Genomic DNA, 16,427 nt, shown 5'->3' on the forward strand with positions numbered 1-16,427 from the left:
GCCGTTTCGACAACTCGGGCGATTAAGCCTCGTCGTCTTCTTCGATCTCACCGGTTTCGTTGATCGCCGTCACCCCCAGCGATGCACGCACCTTGTTCTCGATTTCGTGGGCGATGTCCGGATTTTCGCGCAGGAACTCGCGCGCGTTGTCCTTACCCTGGCCGATCTTCTCGCCGTTGTAGCTGTACCAGGCGCCAGCCTTCTCAACGATCTTCGCATTGACGCCCAGATCGATGATTTCGCCTTCGCGCGAAATCCCCTGACCGTAAAGGATATCGAAAATCGCTTCGCGGAACGGCGGCGACACCTTGTTCTTCACAACCTTGACGCGGGTTTCGTTACCGACCACCTCGTCGCCCTTCTTGATCGAACCGATACGACGGATGTCCAGACGCACCGATGAGTAGAACTTCAGCGCGTTACCGCCGGTCGTCGTCTCCGGGTTGCCGAACATCACGCCGATCTTCATACGGATCTGGTTGATGAAGATCACCGTGCAGTTCGTACGTTTGATCGTGCCCGTCAGCTTGCGCAGTGCCTGAGACATCAGACGCGCTTGCAGCCCCGGCAGCGAGTCGCCCATTTCGCCTTCGATTTCGGCCTTCGGCACCAGCGCCGCAACCGAGTCGATGATGATGAGGTCGATCGACCCCGAGCGCACCAGTGCGTCGGCAATTTCCAGGGCCTGCTCGCCCGTGTCCGGCTGCGAGATCAGCAGGTCCGGCACCGAAACGCCGAGCTTGCTGGCGTAGCCAACGTCGAGGGCGTGCTCCGCGTCGATGAACGCGCAGGTACCGCCGATCTTCTGCATTTCCGCCACGACTTGCAGCGTGAGCGTGGTCTTACCCGACGATTCCGGACCGTAGATCTCGATCACACGACCGCGCGGCAGACCACCGACGCCAAGCGCGATGTCCAGACCCAGAGAGCCCGTGGAGACGACCTGGATGTCCGCTTCGACCTCGCCGTCGCCCAGACGCATGATCGAGCCCTTGCCGAATTGCTTCTCGATCTGCGCGAGGGCGGCGGCGAGCGCCTTGCCTTTCTCGGCCGACAGATTGGCAGACCCTTTCTTGCTTTCTTCCATGAATCGTCCTTTGATATGATGAGCGAGACGGCTCGAGTGAGGCGTGACTGCCGGTACTGTATAAAAAACCAGTGCTCTTTGCAAGTGCCTGTTGTCCGAAAGCGCCGAAACGACAAAAAAAGCCGCGAACCACGCGCCGCAACATCACAGGAGACACACCGTTGCCGTCAGGCGCCGGTGCCTACACAAGCCTATCACGCCCATGCGAATTCTCATCGCAGAGGATGACAGCATTCTGGCCGACGCCCTGACCCGCTCGCTGCGTCAGGGGGGCTACGCCGTCGATCACGTGAAGACGGGGCTCGAAGCGGACTCCGCTCTCTCCGCCCAGACGTTCGACCTGCTGATTCTCGACCTTGGTCTGCCTCGCCTGCCCGGTCACGAAGTGCTGCGCCGGCTGCGCGCCCGCAATTCCCATTTGCCCGTACTGATCCTGACGGCATCCGACAGCGTCGACGCCCGCGTAAAGGGTCTCGATCTCGGTGCTGACGACTATATGGCCAAGCCCTTCGCGCTTGCCGAGCTCGAAGCGCGTGTACGGGCGCTGACCCGGCGCGGCGCGGGCGGCGGCTCGACAGTCATCCGCCACGGTCCGCTGAGTTTCGATCAGGTCGGACGCACCGCTTACATCCATGAGCAGATGCTCGACCTGTCCGCGCGCGAACTCGAATTGCTCGAAGTCCTGCTGCTGCGTACCGGCAGACTCGTCTCGAAGGAGCAATTGGTCGATCATTTGTGCGGTTGGGGCGAGGAGGTGAGCAACAACGCCATCGAGGTCTACATGCACCGGCTTCGCAAGAAGATCGAGCCGAGCGGCGTACGCATCGCTACGATCCGCGGCCTGGGGTATTGTCTGGAGAAGCCCGCAGCGGCGCCCGCCAACGCCGCCTGATCGTGCAGGCGCAGACGGGGCGTTCCACATCACCGCGACGAACCGCGCCCTTCGGCCGCCTGTTGCGACGTCGGCCGGCGCCCGGCGTGCCCCGCCACCTCAGTCGCCTCAGTTTCTTTAGACCTCACATCCGATGCGTCTGAGCTTTCGTCATCCCCATCGCACCACGCCTGCGGACCCGCACGCCTCTGCCCCTGCCGCAGACGCCGCCGATCCGCTCGACCCCTACGCCGATCCCTTCGTACGCCCCGGCTTCGGCGCGCCGCTGGAGCGCGAAGCGGAGCCTCCGCCACGCTCGCTGTTCGGCGAGATTCTCGACTGGATGCTCGCGCCGTTGCTGCTGCTTTGGCCAATGAGCATTGCCGTGACGTATCTCGTCGCAAAGTCGATCGCCAACGGGCCGTTCGACCGGGCGCTGGAAACGAATACTTACGTCCTCGCCCAGCAAGTTCACTCGGATCGCGGACAGGTCACCCTCACACTGCCGATGCCCGCGCGCGACCTGCTGCGCGCCGATGCCACCGACAACGTCTACTTTCAGGTGCTTGGCGCGAAGGGAGAACTCGTGGGCGGCACGGCCGAACTGCCGTTGCCTCATGAAGACGACCGGCCGCAACCGGGCGTCGTCCAGTTCCGGGACGAGACAGTGGGCGGCAACGACATTCGCGTGGCGTTCACTTATGTCGATCTGCCGCGCATGGAACCGCCGGGCAGCATGGCGCTCGTGCAGGTTGCGGAGACGCTCGACAAGCGCAGCCAGTTGGCGAACGAGATCATCAAGGGCGTGATCCTGCCGCAGTTCGTGATCTTGCCACTGGCCATCGTGCTCGTGTGGTTCGGCCTGTCACGCGGCCTTGCCCCGCTGCATGCGTTGCAGGAACACATCCGCGCCCGTCGCCCGGACGATCTGTCGCCGCTCGAAGCGCGTCAGGCGCCGCCGGAAATCGCACCGCTCGTCAATTCGTTGAACGATCTGCTCGGACGTCTCGAACAGAACATGAAACTCCAGCAGCGCTTCATCGCCGACGCCGCACATCAACTGAAGACGCCGCTTGCCGGGTTGCGCATGCAGGCCGAACTCGCACTGCGTCAGACCTCGCCCGACGAATTGCGCCGCTCGCTCTCGCAGATCGCCGTCAGTTCCGAACAGGCCGCCCGTCTGGTCAATCAGTTGCTCGCACTGGCGCGTGCGGAAAACAGCGCGAACGACGCTGCCGCGTTCACCCCTCTGAATCTCAGCCTGCTGGCCCGCAGCGCCATGCAGGACTGGTTTCAGGCCGCGTTCGCGAAGCGGATCGATCTCGGCTTCGAAGAGCCGCCGTTCCCGGTGCACCTGTCCGGTCAGCCGGTAATGCTGCGCGAGTTGCTCAACAACCTCATCGACAACGCGATCCGTTACACGCCCGCTGGCGGCAAGGTGACCGTGCGCTTGCGCCATGAGGCCTCCGACGGTTTCGTCCATCTCGAAGTGGAGGACACCGGTCCCGGCATTCCTGTCCCGGAACGACCACGCGTGTTCGAGCGCTTCTATCGCATTCTCGGCAGCGACAGCGACGGCAGCGGGCTGGGTCTGGCCATCGTGCGCGAGATCGTGCAGATTCATCGCGGCGATGTCAGCGTGCTCGATCACGTCGACGCGCAGCACCCCGAAGCAACCGGCACCCTCATTCGTGTGACGTTACCGCTCGCCGAGGTGCCTATCGAAAACCCTCATGCGTGACGGAATCACGCGAAATGCGGCCATTTTTCGACCAAAGTCGAGGGTAAATCCCTAGCGACGTAAGGTTCGAGTCAGTTTGGCGTCAGACGGCGGTAAGGTTGCCCTCCAATAATCAGTTGCAACGGCCCGGGTGCGTCCCAGGGGCGTGCTCACATTACAGGAGACAACCGCATGGCTACTACAACGGCAGCCACCACCCATGCGCCGATGACCAAAGAAGAACGCAAGGTGATCTTCGCGTCGTCGCTGGGCACGGTGTTCGAGTGGTACGACTTTTACCTGGCCGGTTCGTTGGCCGCCTTCATCAGCCGTCATTTCTTCTCGGGGATCAATCCGACGGCGGCCTTCATTTTCACGCTGTTGTCGTTTGCCGCCGGTTTCGCGGTGCGTCCGTTCGGCGCTATCGTGTTCGGCCGCATCGGTGACCTCGTGGGACGCAAGTACACGTTCCTCGTGACCATCACGCTGATGGGTCTGTCGACGCTGGTCGTCGGTCTGTTGCCGAGCTATGCGTCCTGGGGTATTGCCGCACCGGTGATCTTCATCGCCATGCGTCTGTTGCAGGGTCTGGCCCTGGGCGGCGAATACGGCGGTGCTGCCACGTACGTTGCCGAGCATGCGCCGCACGGCCGTCGCGGTTTCTACACTTCGTGGATTCAGACGACCGCAACGCTGGGTCTCTTCCTCTCGCTGCTGGTGATTCTCGGCACCCGCATGGTGATGGGCGAAGAGGCGTTCGGCGACTGGGGCTGGCGTATCCCGTTCATTCTGTCGATCGTGCTGCTGCTCATCTCGCTGTGGATTCGTCTGCAACTGAGCGAATCGCCGGCGTTCCAGCGCATGAAGGCGGAAGGCAAGGCATCGAAGGCGCCGCTCAAGGAATCGTTCGGTCAGTGGAAGAACCTGAAGATCGTGATTCTGGCGCTGGTCGGTCTCACGGCCGGTCAGGCCGTCGTGTGGTACACGGGCCAGTTCTATTCGCTGTTCTTCATGACGCAGGTGCTCAAGGTCGACGGCAACACCGCGAACATCATGGTCGCGCTGGGTCTGCTGATCGGTAGCCCATTCTTCGTGTTCTTCGGCGCGCTGTCGGACAAGATCGGCCGCAAGCCCATCATCATGGCGGGCTGCCTGCTGGCCGCACTGCTGTACTTCCCGATCTTCAAGGCGCTTACGCACTACGCCAACCCGGCCCTCGAAGCGGCATCGGCACGGTCGCCGATCACGGTCATCGCCGATCCGAACGAGTGCTCGTTCCAGTTCAACCCGGTGGGCACTTCGAAGTTCACCAGTTCGTGCGACATCGCAAAGAGCTATCTGTCGCGTGCCGGTCTGAATTATCAGAACGAAGCGGCACCGGCGGGCACGATGACGTCGGTGAAGATCGGCGACAAGCTGATCCAGTCGGTCGACGGCAAGGCGGCGGACGCCAAGGAGAAGACCAAGGCATTCGAGACGGACATGTCGGCCACGCTCAAGGCGGACGGATATCCGGCGAAGGCCGACCCGGCGCAGATGAACAAGCCGATGGTCGTGATCCTGCTGGCGATTCTCGTGATCTTCGTGACGATGGTGTACGGGCCGATTGCGGCGATGCTGGTGGAACTGTTCCCGACCCGCATTCGCTACACCTCGATGTCGCTGCCGTATCACATCGGTAACGGCTGGTTCGGCGGCTTCCTGCCGGCCACCGCCTTCGCCATCGTGGCTGCCAAGGGCGACATCTACTCCGGCCTCTGGTACCCGATCGTGATCGCGCTGATTACCTTCGTGGTCGGTATGCTCTTCATCAAGGAAACGAAGGACGTCGACATCTACGCCAACGACTGACGCCGGATAGCTCGTTAGCGATGTGAGACGCCGGGGCCTGCGGGCTCCGGCGTTTTTGTTTGCGCCGAGCCCATTGCGTCGGCCAGGCCATCGCGCGTGGCCGGCGGTCCTGGCGACATTTTCATAGTTTTCGCAAAATACCTGTTGACAGCCTATAGAGGGCTACCTATAATCTTTCTTCTACGGCGAATTAGCTCAGTCGGTTAGAGCGACGGAATCATAATCCGCAGGTCCGGGGTTCGAGTCCCTGATTCGCCACCAAATGCGAAAAGCCGCTGCTCCGAAAGGTTCAGCGGCTTTTTCTATGGCCGATCTTTCCATGCCTGATCGGCTTATCGATTCCGGCGTTGCCGCTCGCGACGCATGGCTCGTGCAGCGATCAATCGAAGTCGAATATCTCGAACAGCGACTTCTTCTTGCGCGGACGGTCGTCGTCGCGTCGATGGCCGTCGTGGCCGTGGCGATGCCCTTTGCGATAGTCCCGGTCGCGTTTGTCGTACCCGCCGTGATATTCGCCGCCATATTCGTTGTCATATTCGCGCGATTCACGCGCCGCGCGACCGTCGTGACCTTCCCGGCCGAACCCGCGCTGCACCACCGGCGGCGGTGCCGACACGCCTTGCATACCGTCCGTGCGCTCGATCAACTTGTCCAGCTCGCCGCGATCCAACCACACGCCACGGCAGTTCGGACAGTAATCGATCTCCACTCCCTGCCGCTCGGCCATCAACAAATCCGGGGTACCGCATACAGGACATTTCATCGTTTTCGCTCCGTCACGTAAAAGACAACGCCCTCAATGTATCGGGGACGATATGACGAAAAAACCTGTATTTGTAGACATCCGACTTCGGCAAAACCGAAGTTTCCGTAGATTGACCGACCATCACGGCATTGCTGCGCCGCCTGCGCGGTCGACCGCCCGTTGTTCCTCCGTCCGCGGCGAATTGCGAGCACGGCAAGCGAAATGATGGTCGTCCCCGACATCCGCCGATGAAAAAAGCGGTGCCGATTCTCACCGGCCCCGCTTTTTTCATTGCGCGACAACAACTTCGTTTAATGCAGCACGCGCGTCTTCTCCGCCTCGCGCCGGGCCCTGGCCCGGCGCGTCATCATGTTCAGCCCCTCGACGAACGCCGAGAACGCCATGGCAGCGTAGATGTAACCCTTCGGGATATGGGACCCAAAGCCCTCCGCGATCAGCGTCATCCCGATGACCAGCAGGAAACCCAGCGCCAGCATGACCACCGTCGGATTCGCCGCAATGAAGCGCGAGAGCGGCCCCGCCATGAACAACATCGCGGTCACCGCCGCAATGACGGCAACGAACATGATGGGGATGTGCTCGGTCATGCCCACCGCCGTCACGATACTGTCGATCGAGAACACCAGATCCAGCACCAGAATCTGCATGACGGCCGCGCGCGCCGTGATCGTCGCCACGGTGCCCGCCCCCGACGCACCATCGCCATGCGCCTCGTCGTCCGGACCGATCGCGACATGGTGATGCATCTCCTTTGTCGCCTTCCACACGAGGAACAGCCCCCCGGCAATAAGGATCAGATCGCGCCACGAAAAGCCGTGATCGAACAACTCGAAGAGCGGCGTGGTCAGCTTGGCAATCCAGGCCACTGTGCCCAGTAATGCCAGACGCATGACAAGTGCCAGCGCGATACCCATGCGCTGCGTGCGCGCACGCATCGATAACGGCAGCTTGTTCGTCAGGATCGAAATGAAGATCAGGTTGTCGATGCCGAGCACGACCTCCATGACCACCAGCGTGACGAGCGCCGCCCATACCGCCGGGTCGACCGCCAAAGCAAGTAAATAGTCCATATGTGCGCCAGAGTTTCCGTATGGTTATCGGTATGTCCGCCACCGGCCGGCAGCGGATCTTCCCTTCATATCCCGCACACAACGTAGTGTCCGGGCTCAGGACAGCATCATCGTCGAACTCCCGCTTCGCAAAAACCAGCTATATACTTCGCTTTAGTTCGGTTTTTCCGAAACATTCCATCCATGTTGAATTACCGCCATCTTTACTACTTCTGGGTGGTCGTCAAGGAAGGCGGCTTCGCGCGCGCCGCGCAGCGCCTCGACATGGCCGTGCAGACGATCAGCGCGCAGGTTCGCGAACTGGAAAAGTCGCTGGGCCACCAACTGCTCAAGCCGGCCGGACGTGGTGTCGCCATGACGGAGCCAGGTCAGGCGGCCTTTCGCCGTGCGGAGGAAATCTTCCGCCTCGGCCAGGCCATTCCCGACGAAGTCCGCGAAGCGGCGAGCGGCCGGGTCGCCCGGCTGGCCGTGGGACTCGCCGACGGTATCTCCAAACTCGCCGCCCACGCCATTCTCGCACCTGTGCTGGACACACCCTCGCTGCGGCTCGTCTGCCACGAAGGGGAACACGAACAACTCCTCGCCGAACTTGCGCTGCATAAGCTCGACCTCGTACTCGCGAGCCAGCCCGCGCCTTACAACCCGACCTTACGTCTGACCAGCGAACGACTGGTGGCGTCGCCGATCGACTGGTATGGCCCCGCCTCGCTCGTGCGCAATGTCTCGCGCGACACCTTCCCGCAGTGTCTGACGGAACTCCCCGTATTATTGCCGACCGGTCACTCCGTGCTGCGATCCCGGCTCGATCAGTGGTTCGAGTCGCAGGGCCTGCGCCCGAACATTGTCGGCGAGTTCGAAGACAGCGCATTGATGGCCGTGTTCGCCACGCGCGGCATGGGGGTGTTCGCCCTGAGCGAGGCGGGCGCGGGCGATGTCTCCCTGTTACGGGGACTGCGCTGGCTGGGCCGGCCGCAGGGCGTGCACGAAGACATCCACGCCATTCGCTCGCGACGCGGCGAAGGACATCCGCTCGTCACCCGCATTCTCGCGAATACGATGGCGGCGACGTCCGCAACGTCCGCAGCGGTCGCGCCGGACGATGCGCCATCGGCATCTGCTATAAGAACGACTGACGCGCCCTCCCGCCCGTCGTCACCTGTGAGGAAACCCCATGTCGAGTCGTAGCGACCAGCGCAAGTTCTTCCACCTCATGCTGTTCATCGTGACAGTCGTGTTCGGGTGGATTCTGTTCCCGCTGTTCGGCGCCGTATTCTGGGGGACGATCCTTGCCGTGCTGTTCCAGCCGGTGCAGCGCCGCATGCTCGCGCGCATGCGCGGCCGCCCGAACCTCGCCGCGCTTACCACGCTCGCCGTCATTCTGGTGATCGTGATCCTGCCGCTCACGCTCGTCGTGGGCATGCTCACGCAGGAAGTCAGCACGGCGCTCGTGCGCTTTCGCACCGATCTGCCGCAACTGACCGTCGCCTTCCAGCAATTGCTCGACCGTCTGCCCGCCAGCGTTCACCGCATCATGGATCTCGCAGGCGTGCAGGACGTCAACGCCATACAGCAGCGGCTGGGAGACGGTGCCGCGCAGATCGGACGCCTCGTGGCCGTCTACCTCGTGAGCATCGGCCAGAACACGGCGCAACTGCTGGTGAGCTTCGGTGTGATGCTGTACCTGCTGTTCTTCCTGCTGCGCGACGGCACGGTGCTCGGCGCGATGGTGCGCCGCGCGCTGCCGCTCGACGAGCGCCACAAGAGTCAACTGATCCGGCAGTTCACCACGGTCGTACGCGCGACGGTCAAAGGCAACATCGCCGTTGCCGTTGCGCAAGGGGCGCTCGGCGGCTTCATCTTCGCCGTGCTCGGTATTCAGGGATACGTGCTCGCGGCCGTGGTGATGGCGTTTTTGTCGCTGTTGCCCGCCGTCGGCGCGGCCGTGGTGTGGGTGCCCGTAGGGATATGGCTGCTGCTCGCCGGGCACGTCTGGAAGGCGGTAATACTGTTCGCATTCTGCGGCACCATCGTCAGTCTGGTGGACAACGTGCTGCGTCCGATTCTCGTAGGCAAGGACACCAAGCTGCCCGACTGGGTGGTGCTGATCTCCACCCTCGGCGGCATGTCGCTCTTCGGACTGACGGGCTTCGTCATCGGCCCGCTCATCGCCGCCCTCTTCATCGCGAGCTGGAACATCTACACACGCCTGCGCGACGACGACGATGCCGCCGATGCGGGCTGACGCCGCCTGTCGTCAAGCGAAACTGCACGACATCGCCGCAACGTCGTCGCTCACCTGTGCCATCACGGCATCCCAATCGCCTCGCGCCGGCTGACGATACAGCGACGCCGAAGGGTACCAGTCGCTATCGCGTCGCATCATCTGCCAGCGCCAGTCCGGCGTGTAGCTCAACAGCACCCAGACCGGTTTGCCCAGTGCGCCCGCCAAATGGACAACGGCGGTGTCGGCGGCGATCACGAGGTCCATTTGCGCAATGACGGCGGCAGTCTCGGCAAAATCGCTGAGTTTCGCGCCAATGTCGTGCACGTTGCCGTGCACCTTTCGATAATTCGCCAGCGCGGCATGCTCGTCGTCCGTCGCGTCGACCTGCAACGAATAGAACTGTGCGTTCGTCGCGAACAACGGCGCCCAGTGCGTCAACGCGATATCGCGATTCGGCGGGTACGGACGCGTGCGCCAGACGAAGCCAACGCGCATCGCCCCCTCGGGCTTCGCCCCGAGCATCGAGCGCCAGATCGTTTCGCGTCCCGCGCTGGCGCGCAGATACGCGGCGCTCGTGGCCACATTGCCGCCCACCTTGAGCAGATGCGGCAGGCTGAGCAGCGGCATCTGCCAGTCGAACGACGGCACCGGCATATGCTCGCCCAGCACCGTCACCCCCCGTGCGAAACCACCCAGCAATGTCACGAGCGGCGCCTGCACCGAGAGCACCACCGTCGCGCCCAACGCCACCAGACGAGGCACGAAACGCACGAACTGCAAGGTGTCGCCGAAGCCCTGTTCGCTGTAGACGAACACCGTCTTGCCCGCAAGCGGGGCCTTGCCGTCCCATAGTCGATCGTCGAACCGGCGCGTCTGCATACCGTCCTGCCAGCGCCACTCGTAGTCGTGCCAGCCGTGCTCGAAGTCGCCCATCAGCAGGTGGGTCTGCGCGCGATTGGTCCGCGCCCCGGCGTGATCCGGCGCGAGCCTCACGGCTTCGTGCAGGCATTTCAGGGAATCGGCGAACGCGTGCCGTTCGCGCAGCGCCACGCCAAGATTGACGAGGGGGTCGGGCTGTTGAGGCGCAATCGCATTGGCGAGCCGGTAGGCGGCGATCTCCTCGTCGAATCGACCCAGCGCACCGAGCGCGCGTCCTTTGTTGAAATGGGCCTGCCACAGCGCGGGCGCCCTGGCGGCCGTGCGCTCGAACCAGGCAAGTGCGCGGGCATTGTCGCCCGCCTGCGCCCACGTCAGGCCGATGGTGTGCAACGTGCCGATGACGTCCGGCGATTGCTGCACGGTCGCTTCGAACAACGCCTCGGCACGCATCGGACGGCCGGCCTGCAAGCTGGCCATTGCGGCATCGAAAGTAGGCTGCGCGCCGGGGCGCGGCACGAGCGCGAGCAGACGATCGAACGCATCGGCTGCGGCCTCGAACGCGCTCATGCGCAACGAGACGTAGGCGAGCCCTTCGAGCGCGGGGAGAAATTCGGGAGACTGTTTCAGAACTTGTCGTAACTCGGCGATCGCCTCGTCGAGCCGGCCGGCGGCACTCAGTTGTCGTGCACGCTCGCAACGCGCGTCTAATGGCGTCGTCATGCGGCGCATCCTTGCTTGTCTTGGAATTGGAGGGGGACGGGCCGGCAAGCCGCATATTTACCGGAAGCAAGCACGCCCCCGGGGACAGGCGCCGTAGCCCGAGCGAGCGGTGCACACTACACGACCGCACGGCGCGAAGCAAGCCGCGGGAATTGGTCCGCGCAACGCCAATAAAGTTCACACATTCACAGTATCGGCTTGCACCGGCCTCGATGCGCGTTTTTCGGAAGCGCAAACGGACATCCCGTCAGTGGTATCACTCAATGAAACCGCCTTCTCCCGCAGTGCAGCATAAATACCACAGTCACGCATGAGCGACCCCGTTTGCCAACGTATGGCACGCGCTTTAACATCTTTTTGCGGGGCAATCTGGTAGCATCCGCTGCCGTCATTGCGCGCGCGCCATGCCGTTGCCGTGCCGCACTTCGACGCTTCAGTCCTGTTGTCCGTCCGAACCCTCATCCAGACGAGGTCCTGATGACGCGCGTAGCCCGTCCGTTCATCCCCGCCACCGCGCGACGCCTGCTGCCCAACCGCTGGGACTTCATTGCGTTCCCGATCATCATCGGTTTTCTGATGGTCAGTTCGTCGGGCATTCGTCAGACGTGGGCGCCGCTGGGCGACCTGCATACCGAAGTCATCTCGCTGGATCCGGCCAACCTGCCCGAATACGCGTTGCGCACCACGCTGCGAATGCTCGCGGCGATGGTGGCGTCGCTCGTCTTCACGCTGGTCTACGGTACGCTCGCCGCCAAGAGCCGGCGTGCGGAGAAACTGCTCGTGCCGATGCTGGACATCCTTCAGTCGGTGCCGGTGCTGGGCTACATCTCGTTTACCGTCACGTTCTTTCTCGCGCTTTTCCCGGGACGCGTGCTGGGCGCCGAGTGCGCCGCCATCTTCGCGATCTTCACAAGTCAGGCGTGGAACATGACGTTCTCGTTCTACCAGTCGATGCGGACCCAGCCGCGCGATCTGTCCGAAGTGGCGGTCAACCTGCGCCTCTCGCCGTGGCAGCGCTTCTGGAAGCTCGACGTGCCGTATTCGATGCCGGGCCTCATCTGGAACATGATGATGAGCATGTCGGGCGGCTGGTTCTTCGTGGTGGCCTCCGAGGCGATCACCGTGGGCGACAAGACCGTCACATTGCCGGGTATCGGCGCGTATCTCGCCACGGCGATCCTTCAGCGCGATCTGGGCGCCGTCGGATGGGTGATTCTGGCGATGGTCGTGGTGATCGTCATTTACGATCAGTTCCTGTTCCGCCCCATGGTCGCGTGGGCGGACAAATTCCGTCTGGAAGACACCGTCTCACAGGCCGCGCCCGAGTCCTGGGTGCTCAACGTGATTCAGCGCACGCGCGCGATTCAGTTGCTGCTGCGCCCGCTGGGCAAGCTGCTGCGCACGATTGCCCGCATGCGGATGCCGATCTCGCTGCCTGCGGCGATTCACTCCGAAGCGAATACGCCTTTGTCGCGTGTCATCGACTGGCTGTGGGCCGCGCTGCTCGTCGTGCTGGGCGTGGCGACCGCGTGGAAGATCTGCACCTTCGTGCTGGCCGAAGTCGGCGGGACGGAGATTCTGCGTGTGTTCGGCCTTGGCCTTGTCACGCTGGTGCGAGTGGTCGTGCTCATCGCCATTGCGTCGGCGATCTGGGTGCCGTTGGGTGTGCTGATCGGGCTTCGCCCGAAGCTGGCCGAGCGCATCCAGCCGCTTGCCCAGTTTCTCGCCGCCTTCCCGGCGAACCTGCTGTTCCCGATCTTCGTGGTGGTCATCGTCCACTTCCGCCTCAATCCGGACATCTGGCTCTCGCCGCTGATCGTGCTGGGCACGCAGTGGTACATCCTGTTCAACGTGATCGCGGGGGCCACGGCGTTCCCGAACGACTTCAAGGAAGCGGCGACCAACTTCCGCATTCGCGGCTGGCAGTGGTGGCGTCAGGTCATGCTGCCGGGCATCTTTCCTTATTACGTAACGGGCGCGATCACGGCGTCGGGCGGTGCGTGGAACGCCTCCATCGTCTCGGAATACGTGCAATGGGGCGACGACAAGGTCGCCGCGCACGGCCTGGGGGCCTATATCGCGCAAACGACGGCCGCCGGCGACTATCCGCGCATTCTGCTCGGCATCGCGGTGATGGCGCTGTTCGTCGTGCTGTTCAACCGTTTGCTGTGGCGCCCCATGTACGCCATCGCCGAAAACAAGCTTCGTCTGAATTGAAGGGACCGTGATGCCAAACGATACGAACGCTGGCCAATCGATCGCCGGAAAAGAAATCTTCTCGCTCGCCAACGTCAGTCGCGGCTTCCGCAAGGGCAGCGACGAGCGTCAAGTACTCGACAGCGTGAACCTGCAACTGCACGAGGGCGAGATTGTCGGCCTGCTGGGCCGCTCCGGCTCCGGGAAGTCGACACTGCTGCGCATCATCGCCGGTCTGATCCAGCCCAGCTCGGGCGACATCCGCTACCTGGGCCAACCGCTCGAAGGCCCGCCCGAGGGCGTGGCGATGGTGTTCCAGACCTTCGCGCTGTTTCCGTGGCTGACAGTGTTGCAGAACGTGGAAGCCGGGCTCGAAGCGCTGGGCGTGGAACCTCGCGAGCGCCGCGAGCGGGCGCTCGCCGCCATCGATCTGATCGGTCTGGACGGCTTCGAGAACGCCTACCCGCGCGAACTCTCCGGCGGCATGCGCCAACGCGTGGGCTTCGCCCGGGCGCTGGTGGTCAACCCCACGCTGCTGCTCATGGACGAGCCGTTTTCCGCGCTCGACGTGCTCACGGCGGAAACGCTGCGTACCGATCTGCTCGACCTGTGGAGCCAGCGTCAATTGCCGATCAAGTCGATCCTGATCGTCACGCACAACATCGAAGAAGCGGTCTTCATGTGCGACCGGATTCTGGTGCTGTCGTCGAATCCGGGCCGCGTGGTCGCGGAGATCAAGGTGCCGTTCCCGCACCGTCGTAACCGCCTCGATCCGGCGTTTCGCAAGATGGTGGACGACATTTACGCGCTCATGACTTCGCGCCGCAACGCCCACACCACGCAGAAGATGCCGCTGGAGCTTTCCAGCCCGCTGCATGAGGTCTCGACCAACCTGATGGCCGGTCTGCTCGAAGCCCTGGCGGTGCCGCCGTACAACGGGCGCGCCGACTTGCCGGACATCGCGCAGACGCTGCTGCTCGAAGTCGACGATCTCTTCCCGGTCGCCGAAATTCTCGATCAGTTGGGATTCGCGGAACTCAAGGAGGGCGACATTTTGCTCACCGCCGCGGGCAAGCGGTTCGTGGACGTAAGTACGCAGGAGCGCAAGGTGCTGTTCGCAGAGCATTTGCTGCGTCACGTGCCGCTCGCGGCGAAGATTCGCTCGGTGTTGCAGGAGCGTCGCGGCCAGCGCGCGCCGCGCGTGCGTTTCGAGCAGGAACTGGAAGATTCGATGTCGGACGATCTGGCGCAGGAAACGCTCGACACTGCGATCAACTGGGGCCGTTACGCCGAGATCTTTTCGTACAACGACCACACCGAAACGTTCAGTCTCGAAGACATGGAAGGCGCGAGCTGACCGGCGTTTGCGGCAACGAACCCCGAATGCGGCCGGCCATGCGCCGCAAGGCGCACGCCGGTCAGAAGGCGTAACCCGCGCCGATCATCCACGTCTGGTTGATCGTCTTCGAATCGGGCTCGTACGCCGTCACACCGGGGCCGACCTGCGTCACCGCCGAGCGGCCGTACTGAAAGCGCGACCACTCGTAGCTCGCATTCACGTGGAAGTTGCGGGCAATCGCGTAATCGAGACCGAAGCCCGCCACGACGACCGGTTTGTTGCCAAGGGTGAAGGTGTTCTGCGAACCGGCCAGCGTCATCGATGCGCCGACCATCGCGCCGGCCCGGACGTCCGCCGTTGCGACCAGCTTCGGCGTGAGCTCGACCTGCCCCATCAGCCCGCCGCCGACCACGTGGTGGCGATAGCGTTCGTAGAATCCGTAGGGGTCGCGGCTGCTGTCGCGAATCCAGTCCCGGTAGCTGTAGCTCACATAAGGGATGACTTGTGCATTCCATGTGCCCAGATGGAACGGGATGGCCTTGCCCGCCTTGAGCGTGACGTCCGTGGCCGTGGAGCGTGTCTTCATCTGATAGTCGGACTGAAGCACCCTGCCGGCGGTGTCCTGCAAATAGCCGCCATAGTCCACGTTGCCATGCGCCACGCGCACGGCCCCGCTGAAATACAGATTGGAGATGCCGAACAACTGGCGCTGCGTGGAGGCGGTCAGGGCGAAGGCCGCGGTCGTTCCGCTTTCCGAGTCGCTCTTGCCGGGCCCAATGGATTCCCAGTAGTTCAGCCGTTGTGCGCCCACGCCGAACCAGACCTGATTGTTGGCCCGCAGCATGGCTTCCTGCGCGTGGACATTGGCCGCGGAAAAAACGAGAAGGCCGGTAAGACCGGCGGCGGCAAGACGTAGGCCGCAAGCGATGGTGCGGCGCGTGTTCGGCGTCATGGCACGTCCCTCCCCAGGCGTGATCGCAACGACGGCTTGGAAGCGGCCATCGGCGTGGCCACCGTTTTCAGGCATTGTTTCAGCGCCCACGGCACCGCGCAAGCGGAGAAGTGTGGATTCTTCGTGTCTCTCGACAATCGAGATTTCTGCACAGTCGGGCGCTGATTCGTGGAATGTCCGCCGGCGGGCCGTGGCGATTGGGCGCGGCGGCGGCGACGGCGATGCCGGCACGCCCGTCGGGCGACGTTCGAGCGCTGCGTCGAAACGAATCGAGCGTGAGCCGACCGTGTCAAAAAGGCCACACCTATCGGTAAAGATACTGATTAGCGGTCGGTTTTGTGCGGTCGCATAATCGATTCGGAACCTGCGTGTCATGTGCCGGGGGGCACATCGACAAGGGAGTGCGCGGGTTCTCCTTGCGGCGAAGACCGTGTACCAGATCGAGAAGGTGCAATATGAGCTATTACCATTCGAAAGAAGAAGGCCGCGTACGGGCCATCAGCTTCACCGCCGCCTACCGTTGGCGACGTCGCGCATTTGCGGTGACTTGTGCGGTGCTGGCCGCACTCGCGTACTACGCCGTGCACCATCCCAAGTAAGTCGTCATCGCAAGCGCAGCGCCAAAAGAAACAAGGCGCGTACGAGTCGCATCGCACGCGCCTTGCTCAGGCCGTCTTTCCGCCCACCTTCCGGTTCGCCTTTGCGTTTTCTCTCAGCCCTTGCGGTTTAGCCTCCGGCGTCCACCATGACGC

Annotated in this window: 12 protein-coding genes, 1 tRNA gene and 2 pseudogenes; 10 read left to right on the forward strand and 5 right to left on the reverse strand. The window is 63.1% G+C overall.

The annotated features are described in order from the left end of the window. Positions 1–22: 22 nt before the first annotated feature. Positions 23–1,087, reverse strand: a complete 1,065-nt coding sequence (recA, locus tag AB870_RS19360) for a recombinase RecA (protein ID WP_047905938.1) — start codon at positions 1,085–1,087, stop codon at positions 23–25. Positions 1,088–1,289: 202 nt separating this feature from the next. On the opposite strand from recA, the gene AB870_RS19365 reads away from it, so the two are divergent. The 4 genes from AB870_RS19365 to AB870_RS19380 all read left to right on the forward strand — a co-directional run bounded on the left by AB870_RS19365 (position 1,290) and on the right by AB870_RS19380 (position 5,790). Continuing rightward, positions 1,290–1,979 carry a response regulator transcription factor gene (locus AB870_RS19365; RefSeq protein ID WP_047905939.1) on the forward strand — a complete coding sequence of 230 codons (690 nt, stop codon included), beginning with the start codon at positions 1,290–1,292 and terminating at the stop codon, positions 1,977–1,979. Between the two features lie 133 nt (positions 1,980–2,112). Next, positions 2,113–3,699, forward strand: coding sequence for a sensor histidine kinase (locus tag AB870_RS19370; protein ID WP_047905940.1), 1,587 nt, complete (start codon positions 2,113–2,115; stop codon positions 3,697–3,699). Positions 3,700–3,870: 171 nt separating this feature from the next. After that, positions 3,871–5,529: an MFS transporter gene (locus tag AB870_RS19375; RefSeq protein ID WP_047905941.1), complete on the forward strand. Its 1,659-nt coding sequence runs from the start codon at positions 3,871–3,873 to the stop codon at positions 5,527–5,529. Positions 5,530–5,713: 184 nt separating this feature from the next. After that, positions 5,714–5,790, forward strand: a tRNA-Met gene (locus AB870_RS19380). Positions 5,791–5,908: 118 nt separating this feature from the next. Here the strand turns inward: AB870_RS19380 and AB870_RS19385 are convergent. Together AB870_RS19385 and AB870_RS19390 are read right to left on the reverse strand one after the other, a co-directional pair. Continuing rightward, complete coding sequence (locus tag AB870_RS19385) at positions 5,909–6,292, reverse strand: TFIIB-type zinc ribbon-containing protein (protein ID WP_047905942.1); 384 nt, start codon at positions 6,290–6,292, stop codon at positions 5,909–5,911. Positions 6,293–6,585: 293 nt separating this feature from the next. Continuing rightward, positions 6,586–7,365 carry a TerC family protein gene (locus AB870_RS19390; RefSeq protein WP_047905943.1) on the reverse strand — a complete coding sequence of 260 codons (780 nt, stop codon included), beginning with the start codon at positions 7,363–7,365 and terminating at the stop codon, positions 6,586–6,588. A gap of 183 nt (positions 7,366–7,548) precedes the next feature. Between AB870_RS19390 and AB870_RS19395 the strand changes: the two genes are divergently transcribed. After that, positions 7,549–8,550: a LysR family transcriptional regulator gene (locus AB870_RS19395; RefSeq protein ID WP_047905944.1), complete on the forward strand. Its 1,002-nt coding sequence runs from the start codon at positions 7,549–7,551 to the stop codon at positions 8,548–8,550. Further along, positions 8,537–9,607, forward strand: coding sequence for an AI-2E family transporter (locus AB870_RS19400; RefSeq protein ID WP_047905945.1), 1,071 nt, complete (start codon positions 8,537–8,539; stop codon positions 9,605–9,607). Before AB870_RS19395 ends, AB870_RS19400 begins: the two co-directional genes overlap by 14 nt. Before the next feature lie 12 nt (positions 9,608–9,619). On the opposite strand, the gene AB870_RS19405 is transcribed toward AB870_RS19400, so the two are convergent. Then, entirely contained in the window at positions 9,620–11,188 is a 1,569-nt protein-coding gene (locus AB870_RS19405) for a tetratricopeptide repeat protein (protein ID WP_047908453.1), read from the reverse strand. A 477-nt stretch (positions 11,189–11,665) separates the two neighbouring features. On the opposite strand from AB870_RS19405, the pseudogene AB870_RS27570 reads away from it, so the two are divergent. The 3 genes and pseudogenes from AB870_RS27570 to AB870_RS19415 all read left to right on the forward strand — a co-directional run. Next, positions 11,666–12,601: pseudogene (locus tag AB870_RS27570) on the forward strand (ABC transporter permease subunit); the annotation flags it as partial. A 171-nt stretch (positions 12,602–12,772) separates the two neighbouring features. Continuing rightward, a pseudogene (locus AB870_RS27575) lies at positions 12,773–13,405 on the forward strand (ABC transporter permease subunit); the annotation flags it as partial. Positions 13,406–13,415: 10 nt separating this feature from the next. Beyond that, positions 13,416–14,741, forward strand: coding sequence for an ABC transporter ATP-binding protein (locus AB870_RS19415; protein ID WP_047905947.1), 1,326 nt, complete (start codon positions 13,416–13,418; stop codon positions 14,739–14,741). 61 nt (positions 14,742–14,802) lie between these two features. On the opposite strand, the gene AB870_RS19420 is transcribed toward AB870_RS19415, so the two are convergent. Beyond that, on the reverse strand, positions 14,803–15,675 hold the full coding sequence (locus AB870_RS19420; protein ID WP_157112389.1) for a hypothetical protein: 873 nt from the start codon (positions 15,673–15,675) through the stop codon (positions 14,803–14,805). A 455-nt stretch (positions 15,676–16,130) separates the two neighbouring features. On the opposite strand from AB870_RS19420, the gene AB870_RS26475 reads away from it, so the two are divergent. After that, the gene (locus AB870_RS26475) at positions 16,131–16,274 is read left to right on the forward strand and encodes a hypothetical protein (RefSeq protein WP_157112390.1); all 144 of its coding nucleotides are present in this window, start codon (positions 16,131–16,133) and stop codon (positions 16,272–16,274) included. Positions 16,275–16,427: the final 153 nt, after the last annotated feature.

Origin of the sequence: Pandoraea faecigallinarum (assembly GCF_001029105.3) — a bacterium.
Classification (GTDB): domain Bacteria; phylum Pseudomonadota; class Gammaproteobacteria; order Burkholderiales; family Burkholderiaceae; genus Pandoraea; species Pandoraea faecigallinarum.